The following is an 18,955-nucleotide window of genomic DNA, read 5'->3' as shown; positions in this document are numbered from 1 at the left end:
ACACGCATAGGTCGACGCCACCCTCTCTTTTTTTGAGATGAAGAAGAGACGAGCGTGAAGCCGTGAGCTTTGATGCGGCGCTTGCGTCCACCGGCGATGAGCTCGCCTTGCTCCTTCTGGGGAGCGTGCGCTGCTTCAAATGCGAGGTCGCGAAGACGGCGATGTGTGTGCTGGCCCGGTGATTCGCTCGTTGGGGGCTGGCTGTTCCACGCAAACGTCTGCGAGTGCCGGTAAGGAGCGTGCCGCTTTTTACCTCATAGGCGCTGGCCGCGTGCCTTCTGGGGCAAGCGGCTCGGACGCGCAACGGGTGGCGCGGCATGGCTTCCCCCAGCTGTAGTCGACGTCGCCTGCGTGAAGGCTCGGGCGGCCGGTGACGGCGAGCGGGGTGCCGATTGGGCCCATTAAAGAAAATTGGCGAGCGCATCGGCCCGAGGGCTTGAAAACGGCGCGAAGGCACTCATGTTGGGTGCAGGTTTGAATTGATGGGCGGTCAGCGCTGGACCAGCGCCGGCGCCCAGACGGGATCAAAAGTCAGGAGATTAGGAAAAATGGGCAAAATCATCGGCATTGACCTCGGCACCACGAATTCGTGCGTGGCGCTGATGGAAGGCAACCAAGTCAAAGTGATCGAGAACTCGGAAGGCGCCCGTACGACGCCTTCGATCATCGCCTACATGGACGACAACGAGATTCTCGTCGGCGCGCCGGCCAAGCGTCAGTCGGTGACGAACCCGACCAACACGCTGTTCGCGGTCAAGCGTCTCATCGGTCGCCGCTTCGAAGAAAAGGAAGTGCAAAAAGATATCGGTCTCATGCCTTACAAGATTGTAAAGGCCGATAATGGCGACGCCTGGGTCGAAGCACGCGACAAGAAGCTCGCTCCGCCGCAGGTTTCGGCGGAAGTGCTGCGCAAGATGAAGAAGACGGCCGAGGACTATCTCGGCGAGCCCGTCACGGAAGCCGTGATTACGGTGCCCGCCTACTTCAACGACAGCCAGCGCCAGGCAACGAAGGATGCCGGCCGCATTGCGGGCCTCGAAGTCAAGCGGATCATCAACGAGCCGACGGCGGCCGCGCTTGCGTTCGGCCTCGACAAGGCTGAAAAGGGCGACCGCAAGATTGCCGTCTATGACTTGGGCGGCGGCACGTTCGACGTCTCGATCATCGAAATCGCCGACGTTGACGGCGAGATGCAGTTCGAAGTGCTGTCGACGAACGGCGACACGTTCCTTGGCGGTGAGGATTTCGACCAGCGCATCATCGATTACATCATCGGCGAGTTCAAGAAGGAGCAGGGCGTCGACCTCTCGAAGGACGTGCTCGCGCTGCAGCGCCTGAAGGAAGCGGCCGAGAAGGCGAAGATCGAGCTTTCGTCGAGCCAGCAGACCGAGATCAACCTGCCGTACATCACGGCCGACGCGACAGGTCCCAAGCACCTGAACTTGAAGCTCACGCGCGCAAAGCTCGAAGCGCTCGTTGAAGATCTGATCCAACGCACCGTTGAGCCGTGCCGCATCGCGATGAAGGATGCGGGCGTGAAGGGCACCGACATCGACGACGTGATCCTCGTCGGCGGCATGACGCGCATGCCGAAGGTGCAGGACACGGTGAAGGAGTTCTTCGGCAAGGAGCCGCGGCGCGATGTGAACCCGGACGAAGCGGTTGCCGTGGGCGCCGCGATCCAGGGCCAGGTGCTCTCGGGCGACCGCAAGGACGTGCTGCTGCTCGACGTGACGCCGCTCTCGCTCGGCATCGAGACGCTCGGCGGCGTGATGACGAAGATGATCAACAAGAACACCACGATCCCGACGAAGCACGCCCAGACGTTCTCGACGGCAGACGACAATCAAGGCGCCGTGACGATCAAGGTGTATCAGGGCGAGCGCGAAATGGCGACGGGCAACAAGCTGCTCGGCGAGTTCAACCTCGAGGGCATCCCGCCCGCACCGCGCGGTGTTCCGCAGATCGAAGTGGCGTTCGACATCGACGCGAACGGTATCCTGCACGTGCACGCGAAGGACAAGGGAACGGGCAAGGAAAACAAGATCGTGATCAAGGCGAACTCGGGCTTGTCCGAAGCCGAGATCGAGAAGATGGTCAAGGACGCGGAGCTGAATGCGGCTGAGGACCATCGCCTGCGTGAGCTCGCTGATGCGCGCAATCAGGGCGATGCGCTCGTGCACAGCACGAAGAAGGCGCTCACCGAATATGGTGATAAGGTTGATGCAAGCGAAAAAGAGACGATCGAATCGGCGCTGAAGGCGCTCGAGGAGACGCTCAAGAGCGGCGCGAGCGACAAGGCGGAAATTGAGGCCAAGATCGAAGCAGTCGCGACGGCTTCGCAAAAGCTCGGTGAAAAGATGTACGCCGACATGCAGGCCCAGAATGCGGCTGGTGCGGCCGGCGGTGCGGGTGCAACGGCTGGCGGCGCAAGCGCGGGTGCAAGCGCGAGCAAGCCTGAGGACGACGTCGTCGATGCCGATTTCAAGGAAGTGAAGAGGGACTGAGCTTCGCGAAAGCGGGGCTTCGGCTCGAGCGCAATGATGGTCGGCCCTCCCTCATGGGCGGCCGGCCGGTACTACGCCTGGCGGACTTTCGGGTTCTCCGGGCACATTTGCTTTTTGGGCGGCATGCCCGTTCGGGTCATTTTTGAAGACTGGGACGGGGCATGCCGAACGAGTCGCGAGACTTTACAGCATGCGAAAGGAGCGGCGGCGCATGAGGCGCGGCCGGCGGTGAACCGATGGCAAAACGGGATTACTACGAGGTTCTGGGCGTCGCGAAAAACGCGGGCGATGACGAGATAAAGAAGGCGTATCGCAAGCTCGCGATGAAGTACCACCCCGACCGCAATCCGGACAATAAGAACGCGGAAGAGCATTTCAAGGAGGCCAAAGAGGCCTATGAGATGCTGTCGGAACCGCAAAAGCGCGCGGCCTACGACCAATACGGGCACGCGGGTGTGGACCCGAGCATGGCAGGCGCGGGGGCGCAAGGCTTCGGTGGATTTGCCGATGCATTCGGCGACATCTTCGGCGATATTTTCGGCCAGGCGGCGGGCGGCGGTGGCCGCCGTGCGGGACCGCAGGTTTTCCGCGGTGCCGATTTGCGCTACAGCATGGAAATTACGCTGGAGCAGGCGGCACACGGTTGCGAGACGCAGATCCGGGTGCCGAGCTGGGTCTCGTGCGACATCTGTCACGGCTCAGGCGCCAAGCCTGGCACGAAGGCCGAGAGCTGCCCGACCTGCCACGGCTCCGGTGCCGTGCGCATGTCGCAGGGATTTTTCAGCATTCAGCAAACCTGCCCGAAGTGCCATGGTAGCGGCACGTATATTCCTGATCCGTGTTTGCACTGCCACGGCGCAGGCAAGGTCAAGGAAACCAAGACGCTCGAAGTGAAGATTCCCGCGGGCATCGACGACGGCATGCGCATCCGTTCGTCGGGCAACGGCGAGCCGGGTGTCAACGGCGGGCCGCCGGGCGATCTGTACGTCGAAATCCATATCAAGCCGCACACGGTCTTCGAGCGCGACGGTGACGATCTGCATTGCCAGATGCCGATTCCGTTTACGACGGCGGCGCTCGGTGGTGAGATCGAAGTGCCGACACTGGCGGGCCGCGCGAGCTTCACGGTGCCGGAGGGTACGCAGTCGGGCAAGACGTTCCGTTTGCGCAGCAAGGGCATCAAGGGCCTGCGCTCGAGCGTTGCTGGCGATCTCTACGTGCATGTGCAAGTCGAGACGCCCGTGAAGCTGACCGATACGCAACGCGATTTGCTCAAGCAATTCGAAAAGTCGTTGGTGGAGGGGGGGCCGCGTCATAGCCCCCAGAGCAAAAGCTGGTTCGACAGGGTGAAGAGCTTTTTCGATTAAGGCAACGGACGCGCGGACCCATCCGAGCTCGCTTGCAAGGAACAAGGGGCAATGAGCAAAGGGGGGCGCGCGTGTCATGCGCAGCCGGCAGCGTTCGAAGTCCACACCGGCAAGTTCGAAGTGAACGAGCGGGTCAGCGGTCGATCTGGTCAATCCGCGGGCATAGAGTGAATGAAGCCTGATGTTTCCAATGCGGTGTTTGCGTTGCTCGACGATTGCGACGCAAACACCGCACACCGCACGAGCCGCTTGTATACCGAGTTGGTACGCGCCTACGCGGCAACCGAAGGCACGCAACTCGACGAGGTCTGCGAAGCGGCCGCTGCCGACGTTGCGGCGGGGCTCCACGCCGTGGTGCTCGGCGACTATGAGTTTGGCCGCAATCTCCATTTAAAAGGCGTTGGCGCAAAAGAGCGCGGGCAGCATGGCGCCGGCTCGTTGCGCTTTTTGTTGTTTGCGCGCTGCGAAAAGCTCACCCGTCAGGAGGTCGACGCGTGGCTCTCCGATCGGGAGGGCGGCGCAAACTTACCGTCAGTTGCCGGTGCGGCGAACATCGTCGAGAGCGTAACGCCGGACGAGTTCGATGCAGCCATTTCAGCCGTGCACGAAGCGCTCGTCGCAGGCGAGTCATATCAGATCAACTACACCTACCGGCTGGCGTTCGAGGCGTTCGGCTCGCCCATCGGCCTCTATCGGAGGCTTCGCGCACGACAACCGGTGCAGTACGGCGCATTGATCGCGTTGTCGCACGACGAGTGGATCGTGTCGTGCTCGCCCGAGCTTTTCGTCGAAAAGAGCGGAGAACACCTGCGCACGCGGCCGATGAAGGGCACGACAGCCCGCGGTCGTACCCCAGAGGAAGATGCGTGCGCCGAGGCTTTCCTGCGCAACGATCCGAAAAATCGCGCAGAGAATCTGATGATCGTCGATCTGCTGCGCAACGACGTCGCGCGGGTCGCCAAGACGGGCTCTGTGCGCGTGCCGGCGTTGTTCTCGGTGGAGGCTTATCCGTCCATCTGGGCCATGACGTCGACGATCGAGGCCGAGGCGGTGCCAGGTGTCTCGTTCGCAGACTTGTTGCGGGCGCTTTTCCCCTGCGGCTCGATTACGGGCGCACCGAAGCATCGCACGATGCAGCTCATCGACGATATCGAGACGACACCACGCGGGCTCTACACGGGCACGATCGGCTGGTATGACGCTGCGCCGGGAGGCAATCGGCTCGAAGCCGGGCAGGGCGATCATGCGAACCGAGCGCCCTGCGGCGACTTTTGTCTCTCCGTCGCCATCCGCACGCTGACGCTCTCGGCACGCGATTCGGCAACCGGGCTGCGACGCGGCATGATGGGCGTCGGTGGCGGGATCGTGCTCGACAGCATCGCCGCTGACGAGTATGCGGAATGCCGCTTGAAGGCGAAGTTCTTGACGGGAGCTGATCCCGGCTTCCAGCTTTTCGAGACGATGCGGGCGTGCCGCGCAGCGGGGGGGGCTCACGTGGAGCGACACCTCACGCGTCTCCAACGCAGCGCCGCACAGCTGGGGTTCCTCTTTGACGAAGCAGCAGTGCGTGCGCGCATCGCTGAGCAGTGCGCGCAGTTGCCGGAAACGGGCGATCATCGGGTCCGGCTCGCGCTCGCGAAAGACGGCGCGCTCGAGATTTCGACGGGGCCGCTAGGACCGGTCAAGACGCTCATCGATGCGGCAGCGCAAGTGGATCGAGCGAGCGCCGGGGGCCATTTCGCCCATGCCGCTAAAGCCGCAACCGGCACATTCACATGGCTCGACAACGGGACGGAGGTTGGCGTTTTGCTTGCGCCCGAACATGGTTTCGCACCGACGCGCTCGGGAGATTTCCTGCTGAACCATAAGACGACGCATCGGGCCGACTATGACCGCGGCTGGCGCGAGGCAGAAGCGCGGGGCGGCTTTGACATGCTGTTTTTCAACGACCGCGGCGAACTCACAGAAGGGGGGCGCTCAAACGTGTTTGTTCGCCTCGACGGCCAGTGGTGGACGCCACCGCTCGAATCCGGATTGCTGCCGGGCGTCATGCGCCAGGTGCTGCTCGAGGACACTATGTTCGCTGCGCGCGAACGCGTGCTGACGCTCGCCGACGTGCGGTGCGCCGAGGCACTCGTCGTTTGCAACGCGCTGCGCGGCGCATTGCCTGCGCGGATTATTTCGATTTCGCCGGCGGAAAAAAGCGTTGCCCCCGGCGCTGGCACCGCTTGAACCTTTCGCCTTCAGGGCGGCGCTGTCGCTGCTGCCCTTGCACCGGATGTCGGGGGAAATCGCATGGAGCGCCCCGTCACGTGAGGGGGGCGGACGGCGCGCCGGGCGCCCAGCACCACGACGCCTTTCCAGGTGCAGCGAGCTCCGGCCTGAAGGCCGGTTCCGGACGGTTGCTTAAAACTCGTGCTCAGGCCTGGGAAAGCTGCCTTCCCTGACTTCCTTGACGAAATTCTCGACCGCCGCCTGGATGCTCGGCGCACCGTTCATGTAATTTTTCACGAAGCGAGCGGGCTTGCCGGGGAAGATGCCCAGCATGTCGTGCAACACCAGTACCTGGCCCGAACAATCGAGGCCTGCACCGATGCCGATGGTCGGAATCCGCAACTCGCTCGTGACACCTGCCGCTACCGCCGACGGAATCGCCTCGAGCACGATCAGCTGCGCGCCCGCGTCTTGCACCGCACGCGAGTCGCGCATGAGTTGTGCGGCCGCGGCTTCAGTTCTGCCCTGTACTTTGAAGCCGCCAAACGCGTGGACCGATTGCGGGGTCAGCCCGACGTGTGCACACACGGGCACGGAGCGTTCGACAAGAAAGCGGATCGTATCTGCAAGCCATTCGCCGCCTTCGAGCTTGACCATCTGCGCCCCCGCGCGCATGACCTTGACCGCGCTGGCAAAGGCGTCCTCGGGCGTGCCGTAGGTGCCGAACGGAAGATCGGTCAAGATTAGCCCGCGCGGCTGCGCGCGTGCGACGCAAGCCGTGTGATAGGCGACATCGTCGAGCGTGACGGGCAGCGTCGTCGCATGGCCTTGCAAAACATTGCCGAGCGAATCGCCGATCAGCAGCACGTCGACGCCAGAGCGGTCGAGCAGCGCCGAGAAGCTCGCGTCGTAACAGGTCAGCATCACAATTTTTTCGCCGGCTTCACGCATTGCCTGAAGCTTCGGCACGGTCACTTTCGGCCGGCTGGATTCCTGCAGATAAGTCATCGGAAGTTCCGTTTTTTTGGAAAAGAATCGACGCGGCGCAGCAATGCCGGCCGCGTCGAATATTACTGCGCTTTGACGAAGCTTGCGCTATGGCCGCGTCATTTCGACGCGTTCGGCAATGAGTGCGAGATCCGCGACGGAATCGAGCGGATTGAGAGGGTCCGTGTTGACCGTCAGCACCGGGCTCTCGTCATAGTGGCAGAAGAATTCGTCGTATGCGTCGCTGAGCTTGCGCAGATAGGTGTCAGTGATGCGTTGTTCCGCCGGGCGGGCGCGTCCTTGAATGCGTGCCATGAGCGTCGGCGGGCTCGCTCGCAGATAGATGACGAATTCGGGCGCCGTCACGGGTGCCGCCGTAAATACCTGTGCGGCAAGCGCCTGATAGAGCTGCAATTCGTCGTCGGGCAGGGTGAGACGCGCGAAGAGATCGTTTTTCTGCGTGATGAAGTCGGCGACAAGCATCGCCCCGCTTGCGAGCGCCTTGGCGGCCTCACGCTGCTGCTCCGCTCGTTGCAGCGCGAAATGGAGCTGTGTGGGCAGCGCGTAACGCGGCATGTCGCTATAAAAGCGTTCGAGAAACGGATTGTCCAGCGGCCGCTCGAGCAGCGTGCGCATCGACCACCATTCACCGAGCCGCTCAGCGAGCGATGTCTTTCCTACGCCGATCGGACCTTCAATGGCGAGGTAACGGTAAGGCGCGTGCCGATTGGCGGCGATCATAGTAAAAGGCTGCGGTCATCGGCAGTCGGTCTTGACCGGACTATGCGGCGACGGCGAGGTGCCGCAGATGGCGGAATCGGCTGCGTCGACCGACTGCTCTTCGGGGGCTTTCGGGTCAGCCTCGCCTGCGTGAGCGCGCTCCTCGGCGCGCTGCGCACGCTGTTCGCGCAGCACGTCGAGCAACGCGCAGCGGCAAGTCTGCACTTTCTCGATCCGCTGGTGCGCAACGCCTGCGATGAGGAGGGCGGCGCGGCCCACGCTGGGAATTTCAACGTCGGCGTCGATTTCGACGAGGGGGACCAGGACGAATGCGCGCTCCGCGGCGCGCGGATGCGGGATGATAAGGTCGGGTTCGGCGATCTGCGCGTCGCCGAACAGCACGATGTCGATGTCGAGCGTACGGGGCGCATTGCGGAACGGCCGCTCGCGACCGAACTGTTGCTCGATGCGATGACAGAGCGCAAGGAGCGACCTTGCCGATAGCGCGGTTTCAACCTTGACGACGAGATTGTAGTAGTCGTCGCCCTGCGAATCGATCGGTTCCGTGCGATAAAGGCCCGACTTCGCGAGCACGGTGACGCAGTGCTGCTGCGCGAGGCAGACGACCGCATCCTTCAGGGATTGGCGGGCGTCCCCGAGATTCGCGCCAAGGCCGAGATAAGCAACCGTCATGACATGGCTTCCTGCGACTTCACGACTTTGACCCACTAGGTTTGGCGACGAACGCCGCCGCGTCAATCCTCGCGCACGTCGGGCGTGGCAGCGGCTCCGTCGACGGAATTTGCAGCCGACGCCTCACCATCGCCCGTCTTGCGGCCGCGGCCACCGCCACCGCCGCGCCGACGGCGCTTGCGCGGCGTGCGCTCGTTGCCCCCGACCGCGAGCAGCGCTTCACGCGCCCCCGCATCGCCTTCGATAAAGGCCGTCCACCATTGCCCCACTGACGATTCGAGCTCACCCGATTCGCAGCGCAGCAGGAGGAAATCATAACCTGCTCTAAATCTTTGGTGTTCGATGAGCTTTAGCGCGCCGCGGCCAGACCGCTTCTCGAGGCGCGATTGCAGCCCCCAGATCTCGCGCATGTCGGCCGAATAGCGCTTGTGAATGGCGAGCTTCTCGGTTTGCGTGTCGATGACGTCGTCCATCGCACGATGCAGGGCAGGCACGGGGTACTCGCCATCGCGCTCGTAGCCCTGCGTGCGCTGCTGCACGTCGTGCCAGAGCAGCGTTGCGAAAAGAAACCCGGGCGAGACGGGCTTGCCGGCCCGCACGCGCGCGTCGGTATTGTTGAGCGCGAGCGTGATAAACGATTCGCCGTGCGGCTGCTCGAGCACGACGTCAAGCAGCGGCAGCAGCCCGTGATGCAGGCCTTCCTTGCGCAGTTGTTGAAGGCATGCGAGCGCCTGGCCCGAGAGCAGCAGCTTCAGTATTTCATCGAAGAGCCGCGCGGCCGGCACGTTGTGAATCAGATCGGCAAGCGGCTGGATCGGCGCACGGCTCGTTTCCTCGATCTCGAAGCCGAGCTTTGCCGCGAAGCGCACGACACGCAGCATGCGCACCGGGTCTTCCCGGTAGCGCGTGGCCGGGTCTCCGATCATGCGCAGCGTGCGCGCGCGCATGTCGGCCATGCCGTCGTGGTAATCGAGCACGGTTTGCGTCGCCGGGTCGTAGTACATCGCATTGACCGTGAAGTCGCGCCGCGTTGCATCCTCGTGCTGTTCGCCCCACACGTTGTCGCGCAACACGCGACCGCTTGCGTCGACTGCGTGCGTGCGGCGATCGAGTTCGTCGCGGCGCAGGCGCCGGGGGGGCGCGGCCTCTGCGGGCGGCGGATCCACGAGCGCACGGAACGTCGAGACTTCGATGATCTCTTGTCCGAACTGGACGTGAACGATCTGAAAGCGCCGGCCAATTATCCGCGCACGCCGAAAGAGCCGCTGGACCTGGTCGGGCGTCGCATCGGTGGCGACATCGAAGTCTTTCGGCGCAATACCGAGCACCAGATCGCGCACGGCGCCGCCGACGATGAAGGCCCTGAAGCCCGCCTGCTGCAGCGTGTCGGTGACGCGCACCGCGTTGCGGGAAATAAGGTTGGGATCGATCCCGTGCACATCGGACGCCAGAATGACAGGCGCATCCGGCCCGGACACCGCGGCGGCCTTCGGGGGGCGCATGATCTTGCGGCGCGGCTTGGCAACGCCCGTTTCGGTGCTCGCGGCATGCGTGTCAGGCTCGGCCGCTTGCCGCGTTTCGGCGGCGAGCGGGGCGTCGGGTGCATCGGGGGCGGCCGTGCTACGGCCGCCTAATAGCTTGCGAATGAGTTTCGTGATCACGACGGTTCAAAAAGATCGAGGATGCGCCAGCCTTTCGCCTTGGCGTGGGCACGCAGCGTGGCATCGGGGTTGGTCGCGATCGGATCGGTGACTTTCTCGAGCAGCGGAATGTCGTTGTGCGAATCGCTATAAAACAAGGTCTTCGGGAAGTCGTCGAGGGACTTGCCGAGTGAGGCGAGCCAAGCCTCCACCCGCACGATCTTACCTTCGCGGTAGCTCGGGATGCCCGTGCCCCGACCCGTGAAAGGCGAGTGCGGCGCTCCGTCGATCGTTTCGACTTCGCAGGCGATCAGCATCTCGACTTCAAAAGCCTTGGCAATCGGCCGTGTGACGAACTCGTTCGTTGCCGTGACGATGCAGCAAAGGTCGCCCTTTTCCTGATGGCTGCGCACGAGCTCGAGCGCGGCCGGTGCGAGGGTCGGCCGGATCACCTCGTGCATGAACTGGTCATGCCAAGCCGCAAGCTCCGTGCGCGAGTATTTCGCGAGCGGAGCCAGCACCGTTTCGAGATACGCATGGATGTCGAGCTGGCCGGCCTTGTAGTCGGCATAGAAACGTTCGACATCGCGCAGGAAGGTGTCACCGTCGACAATGCCGAGCTTGACCATGAAGCGACCCCATTCGTGGTCGCTGTCAGTGGGGATGAGCGTGTGATCGAGATCGAAGAGAGCGAGATTCGTCATGAGGGCGCATTTTACTTGAAGCGGCCGACGGCAGCCGGCGGGCCGTCCGAAGGCGTGTCGCCCGCCGGCAGGGCGAGCATCGTGCGCAAAAGCGGAAGCGTGATTGCGCGCTTTTGCTCGAGGGAAAAACGGTCCAACGCGTCGAGCAGCGCCATGAGGCTCGGCATGTCGCGTCGGAAGTGCGTGAGCAGGTAGGCGGGCACATCCTCGGCGAGCGCGATGCCGCGCTCCTTCGCCGCGTGCTTGAGGACGGCGGCCTTGCGCTCGTCGGGTAAGGGGGCGAGATGGAAGACAAGCCCCCAGCCGAGGCGCGTGCGCAAGTCCTCGCGCACGGCGAGCGCGATCGGTGCGGCATTGCCCGTCGCGACAAGCGCCGCGCACGGGTGCGCGCGCACTTCGTTGAAAAGGTTGAACAGCGCAAGCTGCTGGGCGCTCGATAGCTTGTCGCAGTTGTCGACTGCGTAGATCGGCACTTCGGCGTCGAACGCGAAGGCGGCAAGCCCGCTTTGCGGGTTCAGATAGCGCGCCCGGCCAGGCCCCGCGCTATGCGCGAGCGCCGCGAGCAGGTGGCTGCGGCCGCTGCCGGGCTCACCCCAGACATAGAAGGTGCGGTCAGCGAGCGGGCCTGCGGCGAGGGCGCTTTCAAGCGCGACGAGCCGCGCGACGAGCTCCGAGTTGTCACCGACGAAAAAATTGTCGAACGTCGAAGGCGGCGGCGTGCCGAGATCGAGCGTCAATTGGCGTTGCACGGACACGGGTGGGTGTAGGGTTGTCAATTCTTATAAAGCCCGCTGGCGAGATAGCTACGGCGCACTTCCCGCAAGGCGGTCGAAAGTATCGCGCTGACGGGCAGCGCGAGCAGCACGCCGAAGAAGCCAAAGAGCTGTCCGAAGGCGAGCAGCGCGAAGATCACGGTGAGGGGATGAAGGCCGATCCGTTCGCCGACAAGCCGCGGCGTGAGGATGAAGCTTTCGAGAATCTGACCGGCACCGTAGATGATGGTAACCGCAATGAAGCCGTAGAAACTGCCGAACTGCAGCAGCGCTGCAAGCAAGGCCAGGATGAGGCCTGTGGCGAAGCCGATATAGGGCACGAAAACGGCGAGGCCCGTGAAGATGCCGACGGGCAGTGCGATCTCGAAGCCGGCGATGGTGAGCGAGATGCCGTAGTAGCCTGCGAGCAAGCACATCACGAGCAACTGCCCGCGCAAATACTGCGAAAGCGAGTAATCCATTTCGCTGGCGAGCTTGGTTGTCTTCGGGAGCCACCGTCGCGGCACGAAGGACACGACGCGCGCGAGCATCGCGTTCCAGTCGTAAAGCAGATAAAAGACGACGAGCGGCACCATGATGAGAGTGCCGACCAGCGTAATCACGACGTTGCTGCTCGTTTGCAGCGATTTCCAGGCCGCCACGACCACCTCCTGCGCGCTGCTTTGGGCTTGGCTCGTCAGCATGTCGCGCACGCTCGAGAAATCGAAGTCGCTCAAGCCCAAATAGGCCAGTTTCGGGTGTGCCCAGTTGTGCAGGCGCGAGATCAGCTCGGGAACCTGTTGTTGCAGTAGCGGGGCCTCCCGCTGCACGACGACGATGAGGAGCAATGCCAGCAACGAGACGACGATGATGAAGACGAGCATCATGACGAGTGCGGCCAAACCGCGTGGCACGCGACGCTGCACGAACCAAGCGACCCCGGGCTGCAGGATGTAGGCGATGATCGCGCCGAGTAGAAACGGCGTGAGTACATCCCGCAAGAGCCAAAGCAAAATGCCGAGCCCGAGCGCAACCATGCTCCAGAAGAGAGCCTGGCGCTGGTAGGGCGTGAGGAGCGGAGACGGTTGCGACAAAGGCGCTTCCCCTGGTTGATCGGAGAACCGATTTCGAGCCTGCGGCCGGCATCGGGTAAAATCGCATTTTACCGACCTTCACGCACTCCCCCATGAACGACCCGAAATCCGCTGCGGATGGCCAGCATCCAGAACACTCGGCTCAAGGCCTGTCGTATCGCGACGCGGGCGTCGATATTGACGCGGGCGACGCGCTCGTCGACGCAATTAAGCCCTTCGCTAAAAAGACGCTGCGCGACGGCGTGCTTGGCGGCATCGGCGGATTCGGCGCGCTTTTCGAAGTGCCGAAGAAATACCGAGAGCCCGTGCTCGTATCCGGCACCGACGGCGTCGGCACGAAGCTCAAGCTCGCGTTTCATCTGAACAAGCACGACACGGTAGGCCAGGATCTCGTGGCGATGAGCGTCAACGACATCCTCGTACAGGGTGCCGAGCCACTGTTCTTCCTCGACTATTTTGCTTGCGGCAAGCTCGACGTCGGCACGGCCGCCACCGTCGTTAAGGGCATCGCCCAGGGCTGCGAGTTTGCCGGGTGCGCGCTCATCGGCGGCGAGACGGCCGAGATGCCGGGCATGTATCCCGACGGCGAGTACGATCTGGCGGGCTTCGCGGTTGGCGCTGTCGAAAAGAGCAAGATCATCGACGGCAGCACGATCGCGGCTGGCGACGTCGTGCTCGGGCTGGCATCGAGCGGCATTCACTCGAACGGCTTCTCGCTCGTACGCAAGATCATCGAGCGCGCGAATCCCGACCTCACGGCCGACTTCCATGGCCGGACGCTGGCCGATGCCTTGATGGCACCGACGCGGATCTATGTGAAGCCGCTGCTCGCGCTCATGCAGAAAATCTCGGTCAAGGGCATGGCGCATATCACGGGCGGCGGGCTCGTCGAAAACATTCCGCGCGTGCTGCGTGACGGCCTCACGGCCGAACTCGACCACGCCGCGTGGCCGATGCCGCCGCTTTTCACCTGGTTGCAGCAGCACGGTGGCGTAGCCGACGCGGAGATGCACCGCGTGTTCAACTGCGGCATCGGCATGGCGGTGATTGTGGCCGCAGCCGATGCTGACGTCGCGGTCCAGGAGCTCGAGGCAGCCGGCGAGCAAGTCTGGAAGATCGGTCAGGTGCGCGAGCGGCGCGAAGGCGAGGCGCAGACGATCGTGGTTTGAGTAAAGGGCGGGCGCTTTTATCGGCGCCTTAGCTAAAAAAGAAACCGCTTGGGTTTGGGCTCAAGCGGTTTTTTTGTGCTTCACGGATTACCGGGGATAAAGGCAGCCTTGATCTTGAGGAGGAAGAAGTAAGCGCTGTCACTGTCGCCTAACGCCCTGTGCCCATGTTCTGATATCAGAACATGGGCTTTTCACCGTTTTCCGTGGCGTCATCGGTGCTCAGTAGTGGTAACGGCACGAGACGATATTTATCTGCGTACCGGTGATCTCATAGACCAGTCGATTCGTATCATCAATGCGGCGCGACCACAGACCTGTCAGGTTCGCCTTTAGGGGCTCGGGTTTACCGATGCCCTCGAATGGCGCGCGCTGAACGTCTTTAACGAGTTGGTTGATGCGTCTGAGCGTCTTCTTGTCCTGCCCCTGCCAGTAGACATAATCGTCCCACGCCTCAGCGGTCCACATGATGTTCAGGGCGCTCATTCGCCGTCTTCGACCAGCTTGCGGGGCTTGACCTTGCCTGCACGCAACTGCGCGATCGATCGCTCTAGATGGGCAACGTTAGCCGGAGAGCGCAGCAGATGTACCGTTTCCATCAAGCTGTCGTAATGCTCTTGGGACATGACAATCGCATTGGGTGCGTCGCGCCGGGTGATGAGCGTAACGTCCACGTCATCGACGACCTGATCGATAACGCGCTTAAGATTGGCTCGTGCGTCGCTAAACGGGATTGTGCGCATATGCCCTCCTCGAAAGGAAACTTGTACTAAAACAAGTACAAGTGTATCACATGCGCCCCTACCTGTACGATTACTTGTACGGGTAGGGGTGAGGCGCTTTTCCTTGGCGTAGGGCTGCTCAAATAAAACCGAGATGCTCAACGAGCGCGTTTTTGCGTGTTATCGGGCCACAGTCTCCGGGCTATCCATCCTATGCAATGGATACAAGGCGGTGACCAAGGCGAGTAACCCGCTCGAAACGATTTCGTCGAAGTTGCGCGCCGGGGCCTGCTGTACGACAAGCTCCGTCAATCGGTATGGGTCGCCATCGCATCCTCGATGGCCTGCACCGCTTGCTGCGTAGCGTTTTCCGAGCAGCAGTCGATCACGACGCGCTCCGGCATCGATCGCAGCCACGTCAGCTGCCTTTTGCAGAGCTGGCGTGTTGCGAAGATGCCCGTGTCGCGCATCGTCGGGTAGTCGATCTCTCCATCGAGGTAGTTCCAGGCCTGCCGGTAGCCGACGCAGCGCATCGACGGCAAGCCGGGATGGAGATCGCCACGCGCGCGCAGACGCGTCACCTCGTCGATGAAGCCCGCCGCCAGCATGGCGTCGAAGCGCTGTGCAATGCGCTCGTGCAGCACGGCACGATCAGAGGGTTCGAGCGCGATGGGATGGAAGCGGTACGGCATGGCCGCGTCGTGAGCCGCATCCTGCACCTCGCGGGTATCGGCAAGCAGCGCCGACATCGGCCGGCCGGTCAGCATGAAAATTTCGAGCGCACGCTGAATCCGCTGTGCGTCGTTCGGCGCAAGCCGGGCGGCAGTGGCTGGGTCCACTTGGGCGAGGCGAGCGTGCAGCGCCGGCCATCCTTCGCGGGCCGCGTCGGCTTCGAGTTGCGCGCGTACGGTGGCATCGGCCGAAGGCAGATCGTGCAGGCCTTGCGTAAGTGCCTTGTAGTAGAGCATCGTGCCGCCGACAAAAAGTGGCACCCGCCCGCGCCCGAGAATCTCGCCGACGAGCCGCAGCGCGTCGGCGCGGAACTCCGCGGCGGAATAGTTTTGCGTCGGCTCGACGATGTCGATCAAATGATGCGGCACGGCCGCGCGTTCGCTGTGCGTGGGCTTGGCCGTGCCGATGTCCATGCCGCGATAGACGAGTGCGGAGTCGACGCTCACGATCTCCACGGGGTGCCGCGCGGCGAACGCGAGCGCGGCAGCGGTCTTGCCCGAAGCGGTGGGGCCGAGCAGGCAGGCGATGGCGGTGCGGGTCATGCTGTTACGCTCACTGCCCACGCATGAACAGCCGATCGAGATCGGCGATGCTCAGTTGATACCACGTCGGCCGCCCGTGATTGCATTGGTCCGCACGCTCGGTTGCCTCCATCTGACGCAGCAGGGCATTCATTTCATCGATCGTCAGACGCCGGTTCGCCCGAACCGCGTGATGGCAGGCCAGCGTGCCGAGCAGCTCGTGCTGACGCTCGGTCAGGATGCGCGAGCCGCCGTATGCGTGGAGATCGGCGAGCACGGCTCGCGCGAGCGCCAGCAGGTCCGCGTCTTTGAGCAGCGCCGGCACGGCGCGAATGGCGAGTGAAGTCGGCGAGAGCACGGCAAGATCGAACCCCAGCGCGGCGAGGGTGTCCCGCTCCTCCTCGGCCGTGCCGATCTCCACGGCATTGGCCGGCATCGATATCGGCAGCAGCAGCGGCTGAACGGCCACGGATCGCTGCGCAAGCGCTCGCTTGAACTGTTCGTAGAGGATGCGCTCATGGGCTGCGTGCATGTCGACGACGACCAGACCGCGCGCATTTTGCGCGAGCACGTAGATGCCGTGAATCTGGCCGACTGCGAAGCCGAGCGGGTGCTCATCATCCGGGCCGTTCGCGTGCAGGGCGGCCGACGTCGTTTCTGCCGATCTCGGCAGCAGGCCGTCGCGGGTTTGCAGCCCGGTATCGCTGTTGGTGCGAGCGACGTCGCCCGTCATCGCATCCGCGGCGTCTCGAGCGAAGTACATCGTCGCATTCGAAGAACGCCCCACGCTCTCCGAATCGGTCGCGCTATACGTGCCATCGAGGGACGGCGCTGCGCCCAGGCTTTGCCCCTCGGCGCGAAGCGATTCCTGGCCTCCGTTCACGTCCTTGCGGCCGAAGAGGGCGTCGTAAAGTGCGAGAGGTTCCGCGATGGGCAGACGCCCCTGCGTCATCCGCGCGTCGCGCATCCATGTCGTCCCTGAGCGAGGCGCAATCGGCTGGCCTGGCGCGCCCCGCTCGGTGGCGCCCAGCGACGTCACACCGGTTGCCGCAGCGGCCCCCGGCGTGAGGGGGGCCTCGAGATGCGCCGCGTGAGCGCCTGCCGTCGTTGCCGGCGACGCGCCCGCATGACGGGCGAGTGCGCGTTGCAGCGCATGGAACACGAACTGGTGCACTGCACGCGAGTCGCGGAAGCGGACTTCGATTTTGGACGGGTGCACGTTCACGTCGACTGCCTCGGGCGGCAAGTCGAGGAAGAGCACGTAGGACGGATAGCGGTCGCCGTGCAGCACGTCTTCATAGGCAGCCCGTACGGCGTGCGTGAGCAGCTTGTCGCGCACAAAGCGGCCGTTGACGAAAAAGTATTGCTGGTCGGCGCGGCCGCGGCTTGCCGTCGGCAGGCCGGCGCAGCCGTAGACCGCGAGCGGCCCAGCCGCTTCGTCGAGCGGCAAATGCCCCTGCGCGAAAGCTTCGCCGAGAATTTTCGTCACGCGTTGAACCGGCTCGCTCGCGTTCCAATGCTCGAGCGCGCGTCCGTTGTGGAGGACCGAGATCGCCACGTCGGGGCGCGCGAGCGCGACGCGACGAATCATTTCGATGCAGTGGCCAAGCTCGGTCTGCTCGCTCTTCAGGAACTTGCGGCGAGCGGGCGTGCTGAAGTAAAGCTCGCGAACTTCGATCGTCGTGCCGACGCCGCCGGCCGCGGGCGTCAGCGCGCCGGTCTGCGCATCGATGCGCGTGGCGTGCGCGGCATCGGCCGTGCGGCTTGTGATGTGCATCTCGGCGACTGAAGCGATCGATGCGATTGCCTCCCCGCGAAACCCAAGCGTGGCGACGGACTCGAGCTCAGCAAGCGAGCGGATTTTGCTCGTCGCATGGCGCAGCAACGCGAGCGGCAGCTCGGCGGCCGGGATGCCGCACCCGTCGTCGGTAATGGAGATGCGCTTGACGCCACCGGCATCGAGCAAGATGCGCAGTGTTGTCGCGCCGGCGTCAATTGCGTTTTCCAGCAGCTCCTTCACAACCGAGGCCGGACGTTCGACAACTTCGCCGGCAGCGATTTGACTGATCAGCTGGTCGGGCAGCGGCTGGATGGCACGCGGGGCCGAACGGGCTCGCGGGGCCATGGCGGAGGGCGAGCGCAGCTCAGCAGCCCCCATTGGCTCAGGCGAACTTCCTTCCGGTTGGGAGACTCCCTGTTGGGCGTCTGCGGCGTTAGCCGACGATTCGGGAAACTCAGACATGGCGCGATTATAGCGAGTGGATGCAGCGCCAATCCAAGCCGTCATTTCGCGAATTGGGTCGAACACTTTCGGTATCATGGCGCGACTATTCGATCGTCCCGCCGCTTCGATGGAAGGGCACTCTACTAAAAAGGTACGCCTTGGACACGCTACTTCATTTCGCCGGACTGGTTCTTCACATCGACACATTTCTCGGTGACTTCGTCAAACAATACGGCGAATGGGTGTATGCGGTTCTTTTTCTGATCGTCTTTTGCGAGACGGGACTCGTCATCCTGCCGTTCCTGCCGGGTGACTCGCTGCTCTTCATCGGTGGCGCTTTTTGTGCGGCGGGGCAAATGAATTTGCCGGGGCTCATCGTCCTGCTGCTGGCCGCGGCGATTGGCGGCAACAGTCTCAATTACGTGATCGGGCGAGCAATCGGGCCGAAGGTTTTCAATACGCATGTTCCTCTCCTCGAGCGCTTTCTTGATCGCGCCGCATTGCAAAAGACGCACGACTTCTATGAGCGGCACGGCGGCAAGACTCTCGTCCTCGCCCGGTTTATTCCGGTCGTGCGTACGTTTGCACCGTTCGTGGCAGGTGTCTCGGGAATGAGCTTGAGCCGTTTTCAGTTCTTCAACATAGTGGGCGCGGCGCTGTGGGTGCTGTTGCTCGTGCTGGCCGGCTACTTCTTCGGCAACATTCCGTTCGTGCGGCAGTACTTGAACCTGATCGTGCTCGTGGGTATTGGGGCTGCCATCGTGCCCGTTACTTTGGCGGCGATCTGGAAACTGTGGCGGAAAAAGGGGCCTGCGCCGATGGTGCGCAAGCCCGACAGCCATTGAGATCGACGCTGTCATGAGATGGAGCGGCAAGTCGAAACGCGCGCTCGTTGTTGTCCTTCGGTAGTTT

The 18,955-nt window shown here is 63.2% G+C and carries 16 protein-coding genes; 5 read left to right on the top strand and 11 right to left on the bottom strand.

What is annotated here, in order from left to right; all coding sequences use genetic code 11:
* The first annotated feature begins 548 nt into the window (after nucleotides 1–548).
* The 3 genes from dnaK (at nucleotide 549) to VL598_RS06935 (ending at nucleotide 6,106) form a co-directional block, all read left to right on the top strand.
* Nucleotides 549–2,507, top strand: a complete 1,959-nt coding sequence (dnaK, locus tag VL598_RS06945) for a molecular chaperone DnaK (protein WP_325325961.1) — start codon at nucleotides 549–551, stop codon at nucleotides 2,505–2,507.
* A 236-nt stretch (nucleotides 2,508–2,743) separates the two neighbouring features.
* Nucleotides 2,744–3,874, top strand: coding sequence for a molecular chaperone DnaJ (gene dnaJ, locus VL598_RS06940; RefSeq protein ID WP_325325960.1), 1,131 nt, complete (start codon nucleotides 2,744–2,746; stop codon nucleotides 3,872–3,874).
* Between the two features lie 171 nt (nucleotides 3,875–4,045).
* Nucleotides 4,046–6,106, top strand: coding sequence for a bifunctional anthranilate synthase component I family protein/class IV aminotransferase (locus VL598_RS06935; protein ID WP_325325959.1), 2,061 nt, complete (start codon nucleotides 4,046–4,048; stop codon nucleotides 6,104–6,106).
* Between the two features lie 174 nt (nucleotides 6,107–6,280).
* On the opposite strand, the gene panB is transcribed toward VL598_RS06935, so the two are convergent.
* The 7 genes from panB to VL598_RS06900 all read right to left on the bottom strand — a co-directional run bounded on the left by panB (nucleotide 6,281) and on the right by VL598_RS06900 (nucleotide 12,678).
* Complete coding sequence (panB, locus tag VL598_RS06930; RefSeq protein ID WP_325325958.1) at nucleotides 6,281–7,096, bottom strand: 3-methyl-2-oxobutanoate hydroxymethyltransferase; 816 nt, start codon at nucleotides 7,094–7,096, stop codon at nucleotides 6,281–6,283.
* Nucleotides 7,097–7,183: 87 nt separating this feature from the next.
* Nucleotides 7,184–7,816, bottom strand: coding sequence for a deoxynucleoside kinase (locus tag VL598_RS06925; protein ID WP_325325957.1), 633 nt, complete (start codon nucleotides 7,814–7,816; stop codon nucleotides 7,184–7,186).
* 15 nt (nucleotides 7,817–7,831) lie between these two features.
* Nucleotides 7,832–8,488: a 2-amino-4-hydroxy-6-hydroxymethyldihydropteridine diphosphokinase gene (folK, locus tag VL598_RS06920; RefSeq protein ID WP_414718668.1), complete on the bottom strand. Its 657-nt coding sequence runs from the start codon at nucleotides 8,486–8,488 to the stop codon at nucleotides 7,832–7,834.
* Between the two features lie 62 nt (nucleotides 8,489–8,550).
* A complete protein-coding gene (gene pcnB / locus VL598_RS06915; RefSeq protein ID WP_325325956.1) occupies nucleotides 8,551–10,149 on the bottom strand; it encodes a polynucleotide adenylyltransferase PcnB in 1,599 nt (532 codons plus the stop codon).
* Nucleotides 10,146–10,832 carry an HAD family hydrolase gene (locus VL598_RS06910; protein WP_325325955.1) on the bottom strand — a complete coding sequence of 229 codons (687 nt, stop codon included), beginning with the start codon at nucleotides 10,830–10,832 and terminating at the stop codon, nucleotides 10,146–10,148. The genes pcnB and VL598_RS06910 overlap by 4 nt, the downstream gene beginning before the upstream one ends.
* Before the next feature lie 11 nt (nucleotides 10,833–10,843).
* The gene (hda, locus tag VL598_RS06905) at nucleotides 10,844–11,587 is read right to left on the bottom strand and encodes a DnaA regulatory inactivator Hda (protein ID WP_325325989.1); all 744 of its coding nucleotides are present in this window, start codon (nucleotides 11,585–11,587) and stop codon (nucleotides 10,844–10,846) included.
* A 17-nt stretch (nucleotides 11,588–11,604) separates the two neighbouring features.
* Nucleotides 11,605–12,678 (bottom strand): AI-2E family transporter, encoded by a 1,074-nt coding sequence (locus VL598_RS06900; RefSeq protein WP_325325954.1) that lies wholly within the window; start codon nucleotides 12,676–12,678, stop codon nucleotides 11,605–11,607.
* Between the two features lie 92 nt (nucleotides 12,679–12,770).
* Between VL598_RS06900 and purM the strand changes: the two genes are divergently transcribed.
* A complete protein-coding gene (gene purM / locus VL598_RS06895; RefSeq protein ID WP_325325953.1) occupies nucleotides 12,771–13,847 on the top strand; it encodes a phosphoribosylformylglycinamidine cyclo-ligase in 1,077 nt (358 codons plus the stop codon).
* A 219-nt stretch (nucleotides 13,848–14,066) separates the two neighbouring features.
* Here purM and VL598_RS06890 read toward each other — a convergent pair whose 3' ends face one another.
* The 4 genes from VL598_RS06890 to mutL all read right to left on the bottom strand — a co-directional run bounded on the left by VL598_RS06890 (nucleotide 14,067) and on the right by mutL (nucleotide 17,977).
* Nucleotides 14,067–14,330, bottom strand: a complete 264-nt coding sequence (locus VL598_RS06890; protein WP_325325952.1) for a Txe/YoeB family addiction module toxin — start codon at nucleotides 14,328–14,330, stop codon at nucleotides 14,067–14,069.
* Nucleotides 14,327–14,587, bottom strand: coding sequence for a type II toxin-antitoxin system prevent-host-death family antitoxin (locus VL598_RS06885; protein ID WP_325325951.1), 261 nt, complete (start codon nucleotides 14,585–14,587; stop codon nucleotides 14,327–14,329). Before VL598_RS06885 ends, VL598_RS06890 begins: the two co-directional genes overlap by 4 nt.
* A 287-nt stretch (nucleotides 14,588–14,874) precedes the next feature.
* Nucleotides 14,875–15,840: a tRNA (adenosine(37)-N6)-dimethylallyltransferase MiaA gene (miaA, locus tag VL598_RS06880; protein ID WP_325325950.1), complete on the bottom strand. Its 966-nt coding sequence runs from the start codon at nucleotides 15,838–15,840 to the stop codon at nucleotides 14,875–14,877.
* Nucleotides 15,841–15,850: 10 nt separating this feature from the next.
* Nucleotides 15,851–17,977 carry a DNA mismatch repair endonuclease MutL gene (gene mutL, locus VL598_RS06875; protein WP_325325988.1) on the bottom strand — a complete coding sequence of 709 codons (2,127 nt, stop codon included), beginning with the start codon at nucleotides 17,975–17,977 and terminating at the stop codon, nucleotides 15,851–15,853.
* Nucleotides 17,978–18,201: 224 nt separating this feature from the next.
* On the opposite strand from mutL, the gene VL598_RS06870 reads away from it, so the two are divergent.
* The gene (locus VL598_RS06870; protein ID WP_325325949.1) at nucleotides 18,202–18,888 is read left to right on the top strand and encodes a DedA family protein; all 687 of its coding nucleotides are present in this window, start codon (nucleotides 18,202–18,204) and stop codon (nucleotides 18,886–18,888) included.
* Nucleotides 18,889–18,955 lie beyond the last annotated feature (67 nt).

This window comes from Trinickia sp. (assembly GCF_035492435.1).
Lineage (GTDB): Bacteria > Pseudomonadota > Gammaproteobacteria > Burkholderiales > Burkholderiaceae > Trinickia.
This window is presented reverse-complemented; position numbering and strand designations above follow the sequence as displayed.